The sequence below is a fragment of the Rhodoblastus sp. 17X3 genome (assembly GCF_030056575.1).
Lineage (GTDB): Bacteria > Pseudomonadota > Alphaproteobacteria > Rhizobiales > Beijerinckiaceae > Rhodoblastus.
The window spans coordinates 71,208-86,016 of sequence record NZ_JASHHX010000014.1 but is presented as its reverse complement, the minus strand read 5'-3'; the positions used below and the strand labels follow the sequence as shown (position 1 = coordinate 86,016).

Sequence of the window (14,809 nt, the reverse complement as noted above, 5' to 3'; positions counted from 1 at the left end):
TCCCCTATACACCCCAGCCTGTAAGCGCCAAACCCGCCAAACTTCAAGCCCCGATTTCTCGCACCGAGGGTCTCATGACGACGCAAACCGAACGCCGCGCCGCGCCGCGCCGCTGCCTCGCCATCGTTCTCGCCGCCGGCGAAGGCAAGCGCATGCGCTCCGCTTTGCCGAAAGTGCTGCACAAGGTCGCCGGGCGCTCGATGCTCGCCCATGTGCTGGATTCCGTGGCCCGGGCCGGCGCGGACGCGGTCGCGGTGGTGGTTGGCCCGGGACGGGACGACGTCGCCGCCGAGGCGCGCGCCGCCGCGCCAGAGGCCCGGATTCTCGTGCAGGCGGAACGGCTCGGCACCGCCCACGCCGTGCTGGCGGCGCGCGACGCCCTGGCGGAGGGCTTCGACGATGTTCTGGTCCTTTTCGCCGATACGCCTCTGACGCGCCCCGAGACTTTCGCCCATTTGCGCGAAAAGCTTAGCGACGGTGCGGGAATCGCCGTGCTCGGCTTCGAGCCGGAGGACCCGACCGGCTATGGCCGCCTTCTCACCGACAATGACGGCGCGCTGCTGGCGATCCGCGAGCACAAGGACGCGAGTCCCGCCGAGCTGGCGGTCGGCGCCTGCAACGCCGGATTGATGGCGCTCGACGGCAAGAGGGCGCTCGACTGGCTGGCGCGCATCGGCAATTCCAACGCCCAGAAAGAATATTACCTGCCTGACGCCGTGGTCATGGCGCGAGGAGAAGGCGCGGCCTGCGCGCTGGTCATGGCGCCGGCTCAGGAAGTGCTGGGCGTCAACGACCGCGCCCAGCTCGCGGTCGCGGAAGCGGAAATACAGCGCCGGCTGCGGCTGGCGGCCATGCTCGGCGGCGCCACGCTCGTTGCGCCGGAGACGGTTTTCTTCAGCTTCGACACCGTTCTGGGCTCGGATGTTGTGGTTGAGCCGCATGTCGTGTTCGGCCCTGGCGTGACGGTCGGCGACGGCAGCGTCATTCATTCCTTCTCGCATCTCGAAGGCGCGACTTTGGCGAAGAATGTCGCCATCGGCCCCTACGCCCGGCTTCGGCCCGGCGCGAACCTTGCGGACAAGGTGCGGATCGGGAATTTCGTCGAGATCAAGAAGGCGGATATCGGCGAAGGCGCCAAGGTCAATCATCTCACCTATATCGGCGACGCCAGCATCGGCCCGCGCGCCAATATCGGCGCCGGGGTCATCACCTGCAATTACGACGGCTTCCTCAAATATCGCACCAGGATCGGCGCCGACGCCTTCATCGGCTCGAACTCGGCGCTGGTGGCGCCGGTCGAGATCGGCGACGGCGCCTTTGTCGGCTCCGGCTCGGTGGTCACAGAGAATGTCGAAGCCGACGCGCTCGCCGTCGCGCGCGGCCGCCAGGCGGTGCTGCCAGGCTGGGCCGCGGCCTTCCGCAAGAAGATGGCGGCGCTCAAGGCCGCAAAATAGGCGAGGCGCCCGGCCATAAGGCTTAGACGCCGCCTTCCAAAGACGGCCAGGGCCGAGCTTTGCGAATTTTGCAAAAAGGTTGCAGAGTTTTCGGGAAAAAGGACTTGGCGGCCGGCGCAAGCTTGGCCCTTCGTCGCCGCGCCGAGGCCGTGTTAAAGCATTGTCGCGCAAATTGACTTGCGTCCGGGCTTGAACCCGGCCTTTCTGATCGGCGCGATCAATCGGAGATTTTGAATTCATGTGCGGCATTGTCGGCATTCTCGGTCAGGGTCCGGTCGCCGGACCGCTGATCGACGCGCTCAAGCGGCTCGAATATCGCGGCTATGATTCGGCCGGCATAGCAACGCTGGAAGACGGACGGCTGCAGCGCCGCCGCGCTGAGGGCAAGCTGCGCAATCTCGAAGCCCTGCTGCGCGAGAAGCCGCTCCATGGCTCGGTCGGCATTGGCCACACCCGCTGGGCGACGCATGGCCGCCCCACCGAGAACAACGCCCATCCCCACACCACCGACAAGCTCGCGGTGGTGCATAACGGCATCATCGAGAATTTCCGCGAATTGCGCGACGAACTCATCGCGCAGGGCCATGAATTCGTCACCCAGACCGACACCGAGGCCGTGGCGCATCTGGTGACGGAGCAGATCCGTCGCGGCCTGTCGCCGGAACAGGCGGTTGCAGCCAGCCTGCCCCGGCTCAAGGGCGCCTTCGCGCTGGCGCTTCTGTTCGAGGGCGAGGAGAACCTGCTGATCGGCGCGCGGCGCGGCGCGCCTCTGGCGGTCGGCTATGGCGAAGGCGGGGAGATGTATCTCGGCTCCGACGCGCTGGCGCTGGCCGCCTTCACCGACACCATCACCTATCTCGAAGACGGCGACTGGGTGATCCTGCGGCGCGGCTCGGCGGAATTCCGCAACGAGGACAACGAGCTGGTCTTGCGGCCCAAACTGAAGACGCAGGCCTCCGCCTTTCTGGTCGACAAGGGCAATTACCGGCATTTCATGGCCAAGGAAATCCATGAACAGCCGGAAGTGGTGGCGCGCACGCTCGCCCATTACATCGATTTTTCCGCTGGCGCGGTGCGGCTGCCGTTCGAGCTGCCGTTCGACGCGAAAAGCCTGACGGGCATCACGATCACCGCCTGCGGAACGGCCTATTACGCCGGGCTGGTCGCCAAATACTGGTTCGAGCGTTTCGCCCGGCTGCGGGTCGAGATCGACGTGGCGTCGGAATTCCGCTACCGCGAGGCGCCGCTGCCGGAGCAGGGGCTGATGATCGTGGTCTCGCAGTCCGGCGAGACTGCGGATTCGCTGGCCTCGCTGCGCTACGCCAAGGCCCACGGACAGAAGATCGTTGGCGTGGTCAATGTGCCGACCTCGACCATCGCCCGCGAGAGCGACGTCGCCGCGCCAACCCTCGCCGGTCCCGAAATCGGCGTCGCCTCGACCAAGGCGTTTACCTGCCAGCTCACTGTTCTGGCGGCGCTCGCGGTGGCTTTGGGCCGGGCGCGCGGCGCGCTCGACGCGGCGGAGGAGCGGCGGCTGGTCAATGAACTGATGGTCGTGCCGGGCCTGCTGGCCGAGGCGATGAAGCTGGAGGCAGGCATCGAGACGCTGTCGCAGCAGCTCGCCAAGACGACCGACGTGCTCTATCTCGGACGCGGCACCTCCTACCCGCTGGCGCTGGAAGGCGCGCTGAAGCTCAAGGAAATTTCCTATATCCACGCCGAGGGCTATGCCGCCGGAGAGTTGAAGCATGGCCCCATCGCGCTGATCGATGAGGAATTGCCGGTGATCGTGATCGCGCCGACCGATCCGGTGCTGGAAAAAACCGTCTCCAACCTGCAGGAAGTTTCCGCGCGCGGCGGCAAGATCATTCTGGTCGGCGATTCCAACGCCATCGAAGCGGCGGCGGTCACGCTCGCCGGTGAGATCCGCATGCCCGACATGGCGCCGGAATTTAGCTCCATCGTCTATGCCGCGCCGATCCAGATGCTGGCCTATTACACCGCGGTCCACATGGGCAAGGATGTCGACCAGCCGCGCAATCTGGCCAAAAGCGTCACGGTGGAGTGATTCTTGCGCAGGGGAGAGCGGAGGAATGCGCCTGATTCTGCTGACCAACGCGCGACAATATTGCGGACCGGGCGCGGTGACGGCGCTGGTCCAGAGCGGCGCGCAGGTCTTCTGTCATGACGCCTCCTTTGTTTCGCCCGATGCGCGAAAAAACTTCGAGCAGGAGACCGGCGCGCGGGCGCTGGGCGCCCAGACGCCGGTCGATATCCAGGCTGAAATCCTGGCGGTGGCGGGATTGCCCGACGCCATCGTCAGCAATGACGTCTATCCGATCACGCGCGACGCCATCGAGGATATTCCGCTCGACGATTTCCGCGCCACTTTTGACGCCGTAGTGCTGTTCCCGATCGAACTCACGCAGGCTTTCCTGCCGGCGATGAAGCAGCGGCGCTCCGGCAGTTTCGTCTTCGTGACCTCGGCGCGCGAGACCCGGCCGGAACCCGGCTTCGCTGTGCCCACCAGCCTGCGCGCCGCGACGACGGCCTTCGCCAGGGCGCTGGCCAAGGAGGCCGCGCCTTTCGGCATCCAGGCCAATGTCGTCGCGCCCAATTACCTCTATAGCGAGATGTATTATCCGCGCGCCAAATTCATCGACGATCCGGACGGGCGCGCGCTGATCGCCGAAAAAGTGCCCTTCGGCCGCTTGGGCGAGCCGGAAGAAGTCGGCGCTCTGATCGCCTTTTTCGCCTCTGGCGCTTCGCCCTTCACGACGGGGCAGGTGGTCTATTTTTCCGGCGGCTGGCCCTGATCGGGCCGTGGTCTCAGGCCTTCCCGCTGGGCGGGGCGAACCGCAGGGAATAGAGATCGGTCAATCGCTCGCTTTCGCCACCGGTAGACCAAATCTGGCCAAGAAACGACCTCCCTCGGCCAGCCATTGTCCCGAATGGCGCCGATCCCCATATGGTTTCAATAGTCAATTCACGTTCGTGACTTCGCCGCTGTAGCCCATCTGCTCTCGGCGCACGAGCGCCCCCCGGGAGGCCTTGACCGTGTCCGACAGGGAAGAGCAGCAACTCAGCGAAAAACTTGAAGAACTTGCCGAAACGCTGCGAAAGCGGCGGAGGGAGTTCGAGGAAACGGGACGTTTCTCCAATCTTCAGCACAATTTTGTGAGGGGGATTGAGAAAAGCAATGACGCCTTGCGCGCCAAAGTCGCGCAAGCGGCCCGGTCGAAGGGTGTCTGGGCTCTCGTAAAGGCCGAGTTTTGGGCCGATTACGAGGCGATGGTCAATGAGTTCGTCACTTTGGGCGACAGTGCTGACGCTGAAGCGCGGAAAAAGGCCTGAACGCATTGAATCGCCAGCGCCTTAGAGCGGCGAATGTTCTGCTCGCCTGCCGAAAGCGACCGCGCGTCGCGCGCGGGACATCGCCGTCGCGATGAGCACGCCCTTGATTTTGCCGGCGGGATCACGCTATTAGAAATAACCGAGGCTGTTCGCAGCCCAATCGTAGAGCCGCCCGTGTCCTTTGAGACCAACCAGACGCAGATGATGAAAGCCGGCGCTTTTGCCCCGGCCGCATCCGCGCGCGCGCTCGCCAAAATTCTTCTTCTTATCAACCCCTGAGGGCCGGCCGGGCTTTGCCTGGGCGCTCAGGGGATTTTCGCCGCAGCCTTTTCCGGCCCCGGCTTCGCATGTCCGCGACAATTGCTTGAACAGCTCAACAGGACTATGCCGAGCGCGAATTGGGGCGCCTATCGCCAGGAACATCTCATGACCAAGCAAAATCATTCCTCCGCCCAGACTTCGGACCAGACTTGTGGCAAAGACCGGGTCTTCATCTTCGACACCACCTTGCGCGACGGCGAGCAATGCCCCGGCGCCTCGATGACCTTTGAAGAAAAGCTGGAAGTCGCGGACATTCTGGACGCTCTGGGCGTCGATGTGATCGAGGCCGGCTTCCCCATCGCCTCGCAGGGCGATTTCGAATCCGTGTCCGAAGTCGCGCGCCGCGTGAAGAACGCCTCCGTATGCGGCCTGTCGCGCGCTTCCGCCAAGGATATCGACCGCTGCGCCGAGGCGGTGCGTCACGGCCGCATTCCGCGCATCCACACCTTCATCTCCACCTCGCCGGTCCATATGCAGTACAAGCTGCAAATGGACCCTGAAAAGGTGCTGGAGCTGATCGCCTCGTCGGTCTCCCGCGCGCGAAACCATGTCGAATTCGTCGAATGGTCGGCGGAAGACGGCACCCGCACGGAGCATGACTTCCTGTGCCGCGCGGTCGAGACCGCGATCAATGCCGGCGCGACAACGATCAATATTCCCGACACCGTCGGCTACACCACGCCGGACGAATATCGCGCCTTGTTCGAGATGGTGCGGTCGCGCGTGCCCAACGCCGACAAGGCGATCTTCTCGGTCCATTGCCACGACGATCTGGGTTTGGCGGTGGCCAATTCCATCGCCGGCGTGCAGGGCGGCGCGCGGCAGATCGAATGCACAATCAACGGCATCGGCGAGCGCGCGGGCAATGCGGCGCTGGAAGAAATCGTGATGGCCCTGCGCACCCGCGCCGACATCCTGCCTTTCACGAACGGCATCGACGCCAAATTGCTGACCCGGGCGTCAAAACTGGTCTCGGCGGTCACGTCCTTCCCGGTGCAGTATAACAAGGCCATCGTCGGGCGGAACGCCTTCGCCCATGAAAGCGGCATCCATCAGGACGGCATGCTGAAGAACGCCCATACCTATGAAATCATGACGCCGGAATCGGTCGGCGTGCAGAAGACCTCGCTGGTGATGGGCAAGCATTCCGGCCGCCACGCCTTCAAGGAAAAGCTGAAGGAGCTGGGCTACGAGCTGGGCGACAATGAATTGCAGGTCGCCTTCACGCGTTTCAAGGATTTGGCGGACCGCAAGAAGATCGTTTACGACGAAGACATTGTCGCCCTGGTCGACGACGAGATCGTCAGCTCGCATGAGCGGATCAAGGTCGTCGAACTGACCGTGGTCGCCGGGACCAAGGGGCCGCAGAAGGCCGCACTGACGCTGGACTTCGACGGCGAGTTGAAGACCCATCAGGCCACAGGCAACGGCCCGGTGGACGCGATTTTCAACGCCATCCACGCGCTGGCGCCGCATGACGCCAAGCTGGAGCTGTATCAGGTCCACGCCGTGACGGAAGGCACGGATGCGCAGGCGGAAGTCACGGTCCGGCTGTCGGAAGAAGGCAATGTCGTCTCGGGCAAGGGCGCCGATCCGGACACGCTGGTCGCCTCGGCGCGCGCCTATGTCGCGGCGCTGAACAAGATCATGGCGCGGCGCGGCCGGGAAAGGCTGGAAGCGATCGCCACGGTCTGACATTGAAAAAGCGGACAGGGTCGTCGGCCTGCGCCGTCCGGCCCTGTCCGCTGCGCTCCGGGAGAGAAGCCCGGAGCCTGTGAAAATGGCTCGCTCTTCAAATCATGGACCGAAAATTCCGGTTCACGCCGCCAGTGTCATCCCGGAAAGCTGAGACCGCATCCTTCAAACGGGGGATGCATCTCCCAGACTTTCGTTGCATTGCGGCAATACACCGTTTTCCTTCGGTTAAGCCCATTCGCTTCCGGCCGGGATTGCTGGCGGCGCGCGTCTTGTAACTTTCACCGGACGATGGCTTGATGGACCTGAACGGACCGTCGCGTCCTCGCTTTGACCGCGTGCAAGCGGCGTTTTCAAGTGGGCGTTTCATGGATATTTTGCTTTCGTCTTTCGGCGGCATTGCGCTGCTCTTCGTGCTGGCGACCGTGCTGGGCAGTTTTTTCACGGTCCAGACCGCCGAGGTCGGGGTCATCACGCGGTTCGGCCGCTATCTGCGCGTCGCCCAGGCCGGCCTGAACTGGAAGGTTCCCTATATCGACAAGGTGGACGGGCGGATGAGCCTGCGCGTCAACCAGATGTCTCTGACCATGGAGACCAAGACGAAGGACAATGTCTTTGTCACCATTCCGATCTCGGTCCAGACCCGCGTGCGGCCGGAAAAGGCCTTCGAGGCCTATTACGCGCTTTCGGACCCCGAGGCGCAGATCAAGGCCTATGTCGAACAGGTCGTGCTCGGCCATGTGCCCGGCATGATGCTGGACGACGTTTTCGCGAGCCAGTCCAGCATCGCCGCCGCGGTCAAGCATGAGCTCGACGTCGACATGGCGGCGTTCGGCTATGAGATCGTCAATGTGCTGGTGACCGACATCATCCCCGACCCCAAGGTCAAGGCTGCGATGAACGACATCAACGCGGCGCAACGCTCGCAGGTCGCCGCCAATGCGCGCGGCGAGGCCGAGAAGATCCTGGTCGTCAAGAAGGCCGAAGCCGAGGCCGAGAGCAAGGCGCTGCAGGGCCAGGGCATCGCCAATCAGCGCAAGGCGATCATCGAGGGCCTGCGCGGCTCGATCGAGGATTTTCAGCGGACGCTCGGCGACGCCAGCGCCAAGGAAGTCATGCAGCTCGTCCTGGTGACGCAATATTTCGACACGCTGAAGTCGATCGGTGAGCAGGACAAGACCAACACCTTGTTCGTCTCGCATGCGCCGGGCGCGGTGCAGTCCTTCACCGAACAGGTCATGCAGGCGATTTCCGCGACCAGCCGCGGCGACAAATGAGTTTGCCTCGCGCGGCGTCCTCCGCTAACGTCTCGGCAGCAAGGCTCCCTAGGGATTAATAGGGAACGGGGTGAAACTCCCCGGCTGCCCCCGCAACTGTAAGCGACGAGCGCAACGCCGCAAATGGCCACTGGATTTGTCCGGGAAGGCTGGCGTTTCGCGATGACTCGCAAGCCAGGAGACCTGCCCTTGCCCGCCGTCCCATGAGGGCCGGTGAACATACCGTCGCATACGAGGGTGTTATGCAGGGACTTCCGGAAGCGTTCGCGCAGCGCGGGCCATTGCGCCAAAAGCTGCTTTTTCTTTTCAGCGGGCTCGCGCTCGCCAATATCGCCGCGTGGGCCTGGGCCTTCGCGGTCTTTCACGACAAGCCGGTGCTGCTGGGCTCGGCGCTGCTGGCCTATTCGCTCGGCCTGCGCCATGCCGTGGACGCCGATCATATCGCGGCCATCGACAATTCCACGCGCAAACTGATGCAGGAGGGCCAAAGGCCGCTCGCGGTCGGGCTGTTCTTTTCGCTCGGCCATTCCGCCGTGGTGGTGGCGATGTCGATCGCCGTTGGCTTCGCCAGCGTGGCGATCAGTTCGCGGTTCGAGGATTTCAAGGCCGTCGGCCATATCGTCAGCACCAGCGCCTCGGCGCTTTTCCTTTTCCTGCTGGCGATCTTCAATATTTTTGTCTTCGCTTCCGTCTGGCGCAGTTTTCAGGCGGTCAAGCGCGGCGAAAACGTCACGGACGAGGATTTCGACCTGCTGCTGAACAAGCGCGGCCTGTTGTCGCGCCTGTTTCGTCCGGTCTTCGCCATGGTGCGCAAGAGCTGGCATCTCTTTCCGGTTGGCATGCTGTTCGGCTTCGGCTTCGACACGGCGACGGAAGTGGCTTTGTTCGGACTTTCCGCGACCCAGGCCGCCGACGGCGCGACGCTGGCGTCCTTGCTGGTGTTCCCTGCCTTGTTCACGGCGGGCATGTCGCTGGTCGACACCGCCGACGGCGTGCTGATGCTCGGCGCCTATGGCTGGGCCTTCATGAAGCCGGTGCGCAAGATCTATTACAATCTCACCATCACCGCCGTCTCGGCGCTGGTCGCTCTGGCGATCGGCGGCATCGAAACGCTCGGCATGATCGCCGACCATTACGAACTCCACGGGGCGTTCTGGGACTCGATCGGCGCGCTCAATGAGAATTTCGGCCTGCTTGGTTACGGCATCATCGGCCTGTTTGCCGCAAGCTGGTTGATTTCCATCATCATCTACAGACTCAAGGGCTTCGACCGGCTTGAAGCGAAAGCCTAGACAAACGCTTGAGCCAGTCGCGCGAAATCGGCTTCGCCGTGCGGTAGGCCGAAACGCAGCCAGCCCGGCCGCGTCGCGAAGGGGCGGGTCAGCACGCCCGCCCCGCACAGGCGCCGGAAGATCTGTTGCGCATGCTCATGACGGGCGAGGCGAAACAAGGGCGTTCCGCCGACAATCTCGAATCCGGCAGCCGCCAGCAGGGCGTCGAGGCGGGCGCAATCCCGCCCAAGTCGCGCGGCGGTCTCATTCAGCCAGGCGCGGTCGCGATAGCCCTCGATCCCGATCTCGACAGCCGCGCCGCTCACCGCCCAGGGGCCGATCGCCGCGCGCAGCGAATCGGTCAGGGATGTCTCGCCGAGCGCGAATCCGAGCCGCAGGCCTGCGAGCCCAAAAGTCTTGCCGAAGGAGCGCAGCACGAGGACGCCGGGCAAAGGCAGCAGCGGCGCGAGGCTATTTTCGCGCGGCAGAAGGTCGATGAAGGCCTCGTCCACGATCAGGCTTTTGCCTTCCGCCGACATGCCGCGCGCGAGATCGCGCAGGTCGCGCGGATTGCACAACCGTCCGTCCGGATTGTTCGGATTGACGACGACGGCGAGATCGGCGTGGGCCAGTTCGTCGAGTCTGTCGCAGACTGCGACCTCGGCGCCGCTGGCGGCCCAGACGCGTTGATGCTCCGCATAGGTGAAGCCGAGGATCGCTACTTTTTTCGCGCCCAGCAGTCGCGGCAGCAGCTGGATCAGCGCCTGCGTTCCCGGCGCTGCGACGATGCCCGCACCGGCGCCCAACCCGAAGCGTTCCGCCGCAGCCCCTTCCAGCTCTGCGATGGACTCCGCCTCCGGTAGCCGTGCGTAAGCCGCCGCGCTGACCGGCGCAAAAGGAAAAGGCGCCGCATTGATGCCGGTCGAAAGGTCGAGCCAGGGCTCGGGCGCTTGCGGAAACAGGCGGCGGGCGGCGGCGAGGCCGCCGCCGTGATAGGCTAGGGCGGTCTCGTCCGAAAGATTCGTCGCCGCAACCATGTTTTCCGCCTTCACCCTCGCGCTCGCCCTGGCGGCGCTGCTGTTCGAAGCCCTGATCGGCTATCCCGCGCCGGTTTACGCTGTATTGCGCCATCCGGTGAGCTGGATTGGCGCCCTTATCGCGCGGCTGGAGCAAATGCTCAACCGGCCCGAGTTTTCCCGCGACCGCCGCAAAGTTTTGGGCGCGCTGAGCCTAATGATCGTTCTGGCCGTCACGGGCGAAGTCGCGCGCCTTCTGAGTGACTGGGCGCCACAGAACTGGTTTGGCTTCATCGTCCTTGCCGTGCTGGCGTCGTCGCTCGTCGCGCAGCGCAGCCTCTATGAGCATGTCGCGGCGGTGGCCGAGGCGCTGGAGCGCGAAGGACTCGCCGGCGGGCGTGAAAAAGTGGCGATGATCGTCGGGCGCGACGTGTCGGCGCTCGATGTCGCCGGCGTGTCCCGCGCGGCGGTGGAGAGTCTGGCGGAGAATTTCTCCGACGGAATCGTCGCGCCGGCCTTCTGGACCGCCGCGCTGGGCCTGCCGGGCGGGGCGCTCTACAAGGCCGCCAATACGGCGGATTCCATGATCGGCCACCGGAACGAACGCTACAAGGACTTCGGCTGGGCGGCGGCGCGCTTCGACGATCTCGTCAACCTGCCGGCCTCGCGGCTGGCGGCGCTGTGGATCATTTTGGCCGCCGCCTTCACGCCGCGCGCGGAATGGCGCGCGGCCTGGGTCGCCGTGGGCCGCGACGCCGGAAAACATCGCTCGCCCAACGCCGGCTGGCCCGAGGCGGCGTTGGCCGGCGCGCTCGGCTTCAAGCTGGCGGGGCCGCGCGTCTATGGCGGCGAGATGGTGGATGACGTTTACATGGGCGACGGCCGCGCGGAGCTGGACGCCGCCGACATTCGCCGCGCGCTGACGCTTTACCGCCGCGCCTGCGCCGCGCAGATGCTCGTCTTGGCGGGGTTGCTGGTCATCGCGCTAGGGTGAGCAGCGCATCGAGATCGATGTGCTGTTCGAGATGGGCGGCGAGGGCGTCGAGCACGCGCTCGACTTCCACCTCATAACCAAGCGCCGAAGGCTCGGCGCCGATCCAGCGCAGGAGCGCGGCGCGCTGGTCTTCATCGCCGAACAGTCCGTGGACGTAGCAGGCGCGGATCGCGCCATCGGCCGAGACGGCGCCGTCGGCGCGGCCGTTCGCAAAGCGCAGCAGCGGCCGCGCGCAATCCGGGCCACGGGTTGTTCCAACATGCATTTCATAGCCCGAAAAACCGGCGCCCTCGGGAATGGAAACGCCTGCGCAGGCGTGCAGGATTTTCTCGGCGGTCAATTCGGTCGAGACGTCAAGCAGGCCGAGGCCCGCGATGGCGCCGGGCGGCCCTTCCATGCCGAGCGGGTCCGAGACCGTCTGGCCCAGCATCTGATAGCCGCCGCAAATGCCCAAAACCTTGCCGCCGCGCCGAGCATGGGCGAGCAGGTCGATGTCCCAGCCCTGCGCGCGGAAAAAGGCGAGATCGGCGATGGTCGCCTTGGTCCCCGGCAGGATGACGAGATCGCAGAGCGGCAGCGGTTCGCCGGGCGGGATCATGCGCAGATCGACATCGGGCTCAAGCTTGAGCGGGTCGAAATCGTCGAAATTGCTGATTCGCGGCAGCTGCGGCACGGCGATGATCTTGCCGCCGCCCTGCGTCTTCTCCCGGCGCGACAGGGCGACGGCGTCTTCGGCGGGCAGGCGCGCCGCTTGTGCGAAGAAGGGCACGAGACCGAGCGCCGCCCAGCCTGTCTTTTCTGCGATCAGGTTCATGCCCTCGCTGAACAGGCTGGCGTCGCCGCGAAACTTGTTGACGAGAAAGCCAAGCACCATGTCGGCGTCGGCGGGGTCCAGCACGATTTTTGTGCCGACGACCTGGGCGATGACGCCGCCGCGGTCGATGTCGCCGATCAGTACGACCGGGACATCATGCGCCCGCGCAAAACCCATATTGGCGATGTCGCCCTTGCGCAGATTGACCTCGGCGGGGCTCCCCGCGCCCTCGACCAGAACAAGGTCCGCCTCGGCGCGCAAACGGGCGAAAGAGTCTGAGACAAAGGAGGCGAGTTGCGGCTTGAGCGCCTGATAATCTCGCGCCTTCGCGGTCCCAAAAATCTTGCCTTGCACGACGATCTGCGAGCCGATCTCGCTCTGCGGCTTGAGCAGGACGGGGTTCATGTGGACGCTTGGCGCGGCATGGCAGGCGCGCGCCTGCAGCGCCTGCGCGCGGCCGATCTCGCCGCCGGCATTTCCGTCTTCTTGGGTCACGGCGGCGTTGTTCGACATGTTCTGCGGCTTGAAGGGCAGCACCTTGAGGCCGCGCCGGGTATAGGCGCGGCACAGCCCGGCGACCAGCAGGGACTTGCCGACGTCGGAGCCCGTGCCCTGAAACATCAGCGCCAAAGCCGTGCCAGAACCCGCCATCAGAACTCGATGCCCGCCTGCGCTTTCACCCCGGCGGCGAAATGGTGCTTCGTCGCCTGCATTTCGGTGACGAGATCGGCGGCGGCGACCAGTTCGGGTTTGGCGTTGCGTCCGGTGACGATGACATGGAGGTCCGGCCGCCGCGCAATGAGCGTCGCGACCACTTCGTCGAGCGGCAGATGCTCATAGCGCAAGGCGATGTTCAACTCGTCCAGCACCAGCAGCTTGATTTCTGGATCGGCCATCAGTTCTTTCGCCTTGTCCCAGGCGCGGGCGGCGGCGGCGATGTCGCGGGCGCGGTCCTGCGTCTCCCACGTAAACCCCTCGCCCAGAGTGTGCCAGGAGACCAGATCGGAAAAACGCTCCAGCGCCTTGCGTTCGCCGGTCTGCCAAGAATTTTTTTCTCCGCCCTTGCCGAACTGCACCACGCCGACCTTCCAGTCATGGCCGAGCGCGCGCAGCACAAGCCCGAAGGCGGCGCTGGACTTGCCCTTGCCGGGGCCGGTGTGGACCATCAGCAGTCCCTTGGACTCGACAGTCTTGGCGGCGACCTCGGCGTCCTGAACCTGTTTGCGCTTCGCCATTTTCTCGCGATGGCGCAGAGCTTCGGCGTCGTCCGTCTCCGGGCTCAAAGGCCGTCCTCCGTGCCGGTGATCTCGATGCCGAAGCCCGAGAGGCCGACATATTTGCGCGGCGTCTTGGTGCGCAGGCGAATCGAGGACACGCCGAGATTGCGCAGGATCTGCGCGCCGACGCCGATATCGAGCCAGTTTTTCGCGCGCTCGTTCTCGGCGCCTGCCTCCTGCTCCTGTCCGACCAGCGTGGCGGGAACGCCCGCCGCGCCGTCGCGCAGATAGACCAGCACGCCGCGTCCCTGCTTGGTGAAGCTTTCCAGCGCCTTGTTGATGGAAGCGCCGCCGCCGAACACGTCGCTCATGATGTCGGCGCGATGGAGGCGGGCGGGGATGTCACGGCCCTCGCCGATATCGCCCGCCACGATAGCGAAATGCTGCACCTTGTCGAACGGCGTCACAAAGGCGTAGCCGGTGAATTCGCCAAAGCGCGTCTTGACGGGAAATTCGGCGACGCGCTCGACCAGCGTCTCGCGCGCCTGGCGATAGGCGATGAGATCGGCCACCGAAATCTGCTTGAGATTGTGCTTTTCGGCGAAGGCCACGATCTGCGGCCCCATCATCACGGTGCCGTCGTCATTGGCCAGTTCACAGATCACGCCCACCGGAGGCAGTCCGGCGAGTTTGCACAGATCGACGGCGGCTTCGGTATGGCCAGAGCGCATCAGCACGCCGCCCTCGCGCGCCACCAGCGGGAACACATGGCCGGGACGCACGAAATCGCTCGCGCCGAGATTATTGTTGGCGAGGCCGCGCACGGTGTTGGAGCGCTGTTCCGCCGAAATGCCCGTGGTCAGGCCGTGCTTGACGTCCACCGAGACGGTGAAGGCGGTGCCGAGCGGCGCGTCATTGTCCGCCACCATGGGAGTGAGATGCAGCCGCCGCGCCTCGGCGACGCTGAGGGGCGCGCAGACGATGCCGCAGCAATTGCGGATGATGAAGGCCATTTTCTCCGGCGTGCACAGGCTCGCCGCCATCACCAGATCGCCTTCATTCTCGCGGTCGTCGTCATCGGTCACGATGACGATCTCGCCGCGCTTCATCGCCTCAATGGCCTGGGTCACCGAATTCGTCACGGAGTGTCCTCCCATCTTGTCCTCGCCACAGACCTCGGGCAGAAAGTCGTTCGGCGTTACGGCGCCTCCGGTTTCGCGCGCTATGGCTTGGGCCGTGTCGCGCGACATCCAGACGCTTTCCTGATTGCAGAGCTGGCTCACGGCGCCGGGCGTCAGGCCGAGGCGCCTTGAGAACTCGATCCGGCTCACGCCGGTTTTGCGCAACCATTCCGCCAGCTTCATGGCGGAGAAACTAGAGAATTTCCGGATTTTAG

At 64.8% G+C, this 14,809-nt stretch carries 13 protein-coding genes and 1 riboswitch; of the genes, 9 read left to right on the top strand and 4 right to left on the bottom strand.

Annotated elements, in window-relative coordinates; genetic code table 11:
• Positions 1-74 precede the first annotated feature (74 nt).
• From glmU to QM467_RS13715, 8 genes are all read left to right on the top strand, one after another.
• Positions 75-1,454 carry a bifunctional UDP-N-acetylglucosamine diphosphorylase/glucosamine-1-phosphate N-acetyltransferase GlmU gene (glmU, locus tag QM467_RS13750; protein WP_283366903.1) on the top strand — a complete coding sequence of 460 codons (1,380 nt, stop codon included), beginning with the start codon at positions 75-77 and terminating at the stop codon, positions 1,452-1,454.
• 238 nt (positions 1,455-1,692) lie between these two features.
• Positions 1,693-3,522: a glutamine--fructose-6-phosphate transaminase (isomerizing) gene (gene glmS / locus QM467_RS13745; protein WP_283366902.1), complete on the top strand. Its 1,830-nt coding sequence runs from the start codon at positions 1,693-1,695 to the stop codon at positions 3,520-3,522.
• A 25-nt stretch (positions 3,523-3,547) separates the two neighbouring features.
• A complete protein-coding gene (locus tag QM467_RS13740; RefSeq protein ID WP_283366901.1) occupies positions 3,548-4,270 on the top strand; it encodes an SDR family oxidoreductase in 723 nt (240 codons plus the stop codon).
• Positions 4,271-4,505: 235 nt separating this feature from the next.
• On the top strand, positions 4,506-4,808 hold the full coding sequence (locus QM467_RS13735) for a hypothetical protein (protein ID WP_283366900.1): 303 nt from the start codon (positions 4,506-4,508) through the stop codon (positions 4,806-4,808).
• A gap of 33 nt (positions 4,809-4,841) precedes the next feature.
• Positions 4,842-5,087 (top strand): hypothetical protein, encoded by a 246-nt coding sequence (locus tag QM467_RS13730; protein WP_283366899.1) that lies wholly within the window; start codon positions 4,842-4,844, stop codon positions 5,085-5,087.
• Positions 5,088-5,234: 147 nt separating this feature from the next.
• Entirely contained in the window at positions 5,235-6,824 is a 1,590-nt protein-coding gene (locus QM467_RS13725) for a 2-isopropylmalate synthase (RefSeq protein ID WP_283366898.1), read from the top strand.
• 368 nt (positions 6,825-7,192) lie between these two features.
• The gene (locus QM467_RS13720) at positions 7,193-8,101 is read left to right on the top strand and encodes an SPFH domain-containing protein (protein ID WP_283366897.1); all 909 of its coding nucleotides are present in this window, start codon (positions 7,193-7,195) and stop codon (positions 8,099-8,101) included.
• 25 nt (positions 8,102-8,126) lie between these two features.
• Positions 8,127-8,307, top strand: a riboswitch (cobalamin riboswitch).
• 36 nt (positions 8,308-8,343) lie between these two features.
• Positions 8,344-9,393, top strand: coding sequence for a HoxN/HupN/NixA family nickel/cobalt transporter (locus QM467_RS13715; protein ID WP_283366896.1), 1,050 nt, complete (start codon positions 8,344-8,346; stop codon positions 9,391-9,393).
• Here QM467_RS13715 and cobD read toward each other — a convergent pair.
• Positions 9,390-10,409, bottom strand: a complete 1,020-nt coding sequence (gene cobD, locus QM467_RS13710; protein WP_283366895.1) for a threonine-phosphate decarboxylase CobD — start codon at positions 10,407-10,409, stop codon at positions 9,390-9,392. The two genes, QM467_RS13715 and cobD, sit on opposite strands and share 4 nt — an antisense overlap.
• Between cobD and cbiB the strand changes: the two genes are divergently transcribed.
• On the top strand, positions 10,408-11,382 hold the full coding sequence (gene cbiB / locus QM467_RS13705) for an adenosylcobinamide-phosphate synthase CbiB (protein WP_283366894.1): 975 nt from the start codon (positions 10,408-10,410) through the stop codon (positions 11,380-11,382). The genes cobD and cbiB overlap by 2 nt on opposite strands.
• On the opposite strand, the gene QM467_RS13700 is transcribed toward cbiB, so the two are convergent.
• The 3 genes from QM467_RS13700 to ribB are packed head-to-tail and all read right to left on the bottom strand — an operon-like array spanning position 11,366 to position 14,777.
• Positions 11,366-12,817 (bottom strand): cobyric acid synthase, encoded by a 1,452-nt coding sequence (locus tag QM467_RS13700; protein WP_283366933.1) that lies wholly within the window; start codon positions 12,815-12,817, stop codon positions 11,366-11,368. The genes cbiB and QM467_RS13700 overlap by 17 nt on opposite strands.
• Before the next feature lie 29 nt (positions 12,818-12,846).
• Positions 12,847-13,479, bottom strand: coding sequence for a cob(I)yrinic acid a,c-diamide adenosyltransferase (cobO, locus tag QM467_RS13695; RefSeq protein ID WP_283366893.1), 633 nt, complete (start codon positions 13,477-13,479; stop codon positions 12,847-12,849).
• Positions 13,476-14,777: a 3,4-dihydroxy-2-butanone-4-phosphate synthase gene (gene ribB / locus QM467_RS13690; protein ID WP_283366892.1), complete on the bottom strand. Its 1,302-nt coding sequence runs from the start codon at positions 14,775-14,777 to the stop codon at positions 13,476-13,478. The genes cobO and ribB overlap by 4 nt, the downstream gene beginning before the upstream one ends.
• Positions 14,778-14,809 lie beyond the last annotated feature (32 nt).

Coding starts and splice junctions, on each gene's coding strand:
- glmU (WP_283366903.1), top strand. CDS start 75: ATGACGACGCAAACCGAACGCCGCGCCGCGCCGCGCCGCTGCCTCGCC.
- glmS (WP_283366902.1), top strand. CDS start 1,693: ATGTGCGGCATTGTCGGCATTCTCGGTCAGGGTCCGGTCGCCGGACCG.
- QM467_RS13740 (WP_283366901.1), top strand. CDS start 3,548: ATGCGCCTGATTCTGCTGACCAACGCGCGACAATATTGCGGACCGGGC.
- QM467_RS13730 (WP_283366899.1), top strand. CDS start 4,842: ATGTTCTGCTCGCCTGCCGAAAGCGACCGCGCGTCGCGCGCGGGACAT.
- QM467_RS13725 (WP_283366898.1), top strand. CDS start 5,235: ATGACCAAGCAAAATCATTCCTCCGCCCAGACTTCGGACCAGACTTGT.
- QM467_RS13720 (WP_283366897.1), top strand. CDS start 7,193: ATGGATATTTTGCTTTCGTCTTTCGGCGGCATTGCGCTGCTCTTCGTG.
- QM467_RS13715 (WP_283366896.1), top strand. CDS start 8,344: ATGCAGGGACTTCCGGAAGCGTTCGCGCAGCGCGGGCCATTGCGCCAA.
- cbiB (WP_283366894.1), top strand. CDS start 10,408: ATGTTTTCCGCCTTCACCCTCGCGCTCGCCCTGGCGGCGCTGCTGTTC.
- cobD (WP_283366895.1), bottom strand. CDS start 10,409: ATGGTTGCGGCGACGAATCTTTCGGACGAGACCGCCCTAGCCTATCAC.
- QM467_RS13700 (WP_283366933.1), bottom strand. CDS start 12,817: ATGTTTCAGGGCACGGGCTCCGACGTCGGCAAGTCCCTGCTGGTCGCC.
- ribB (WP_283366892.1), bottom strand. CDS start 14,777: ATGAAGCTGGCGGAATGGTTGCGCAAAACCGGCGTGAGCCGGATCGAG.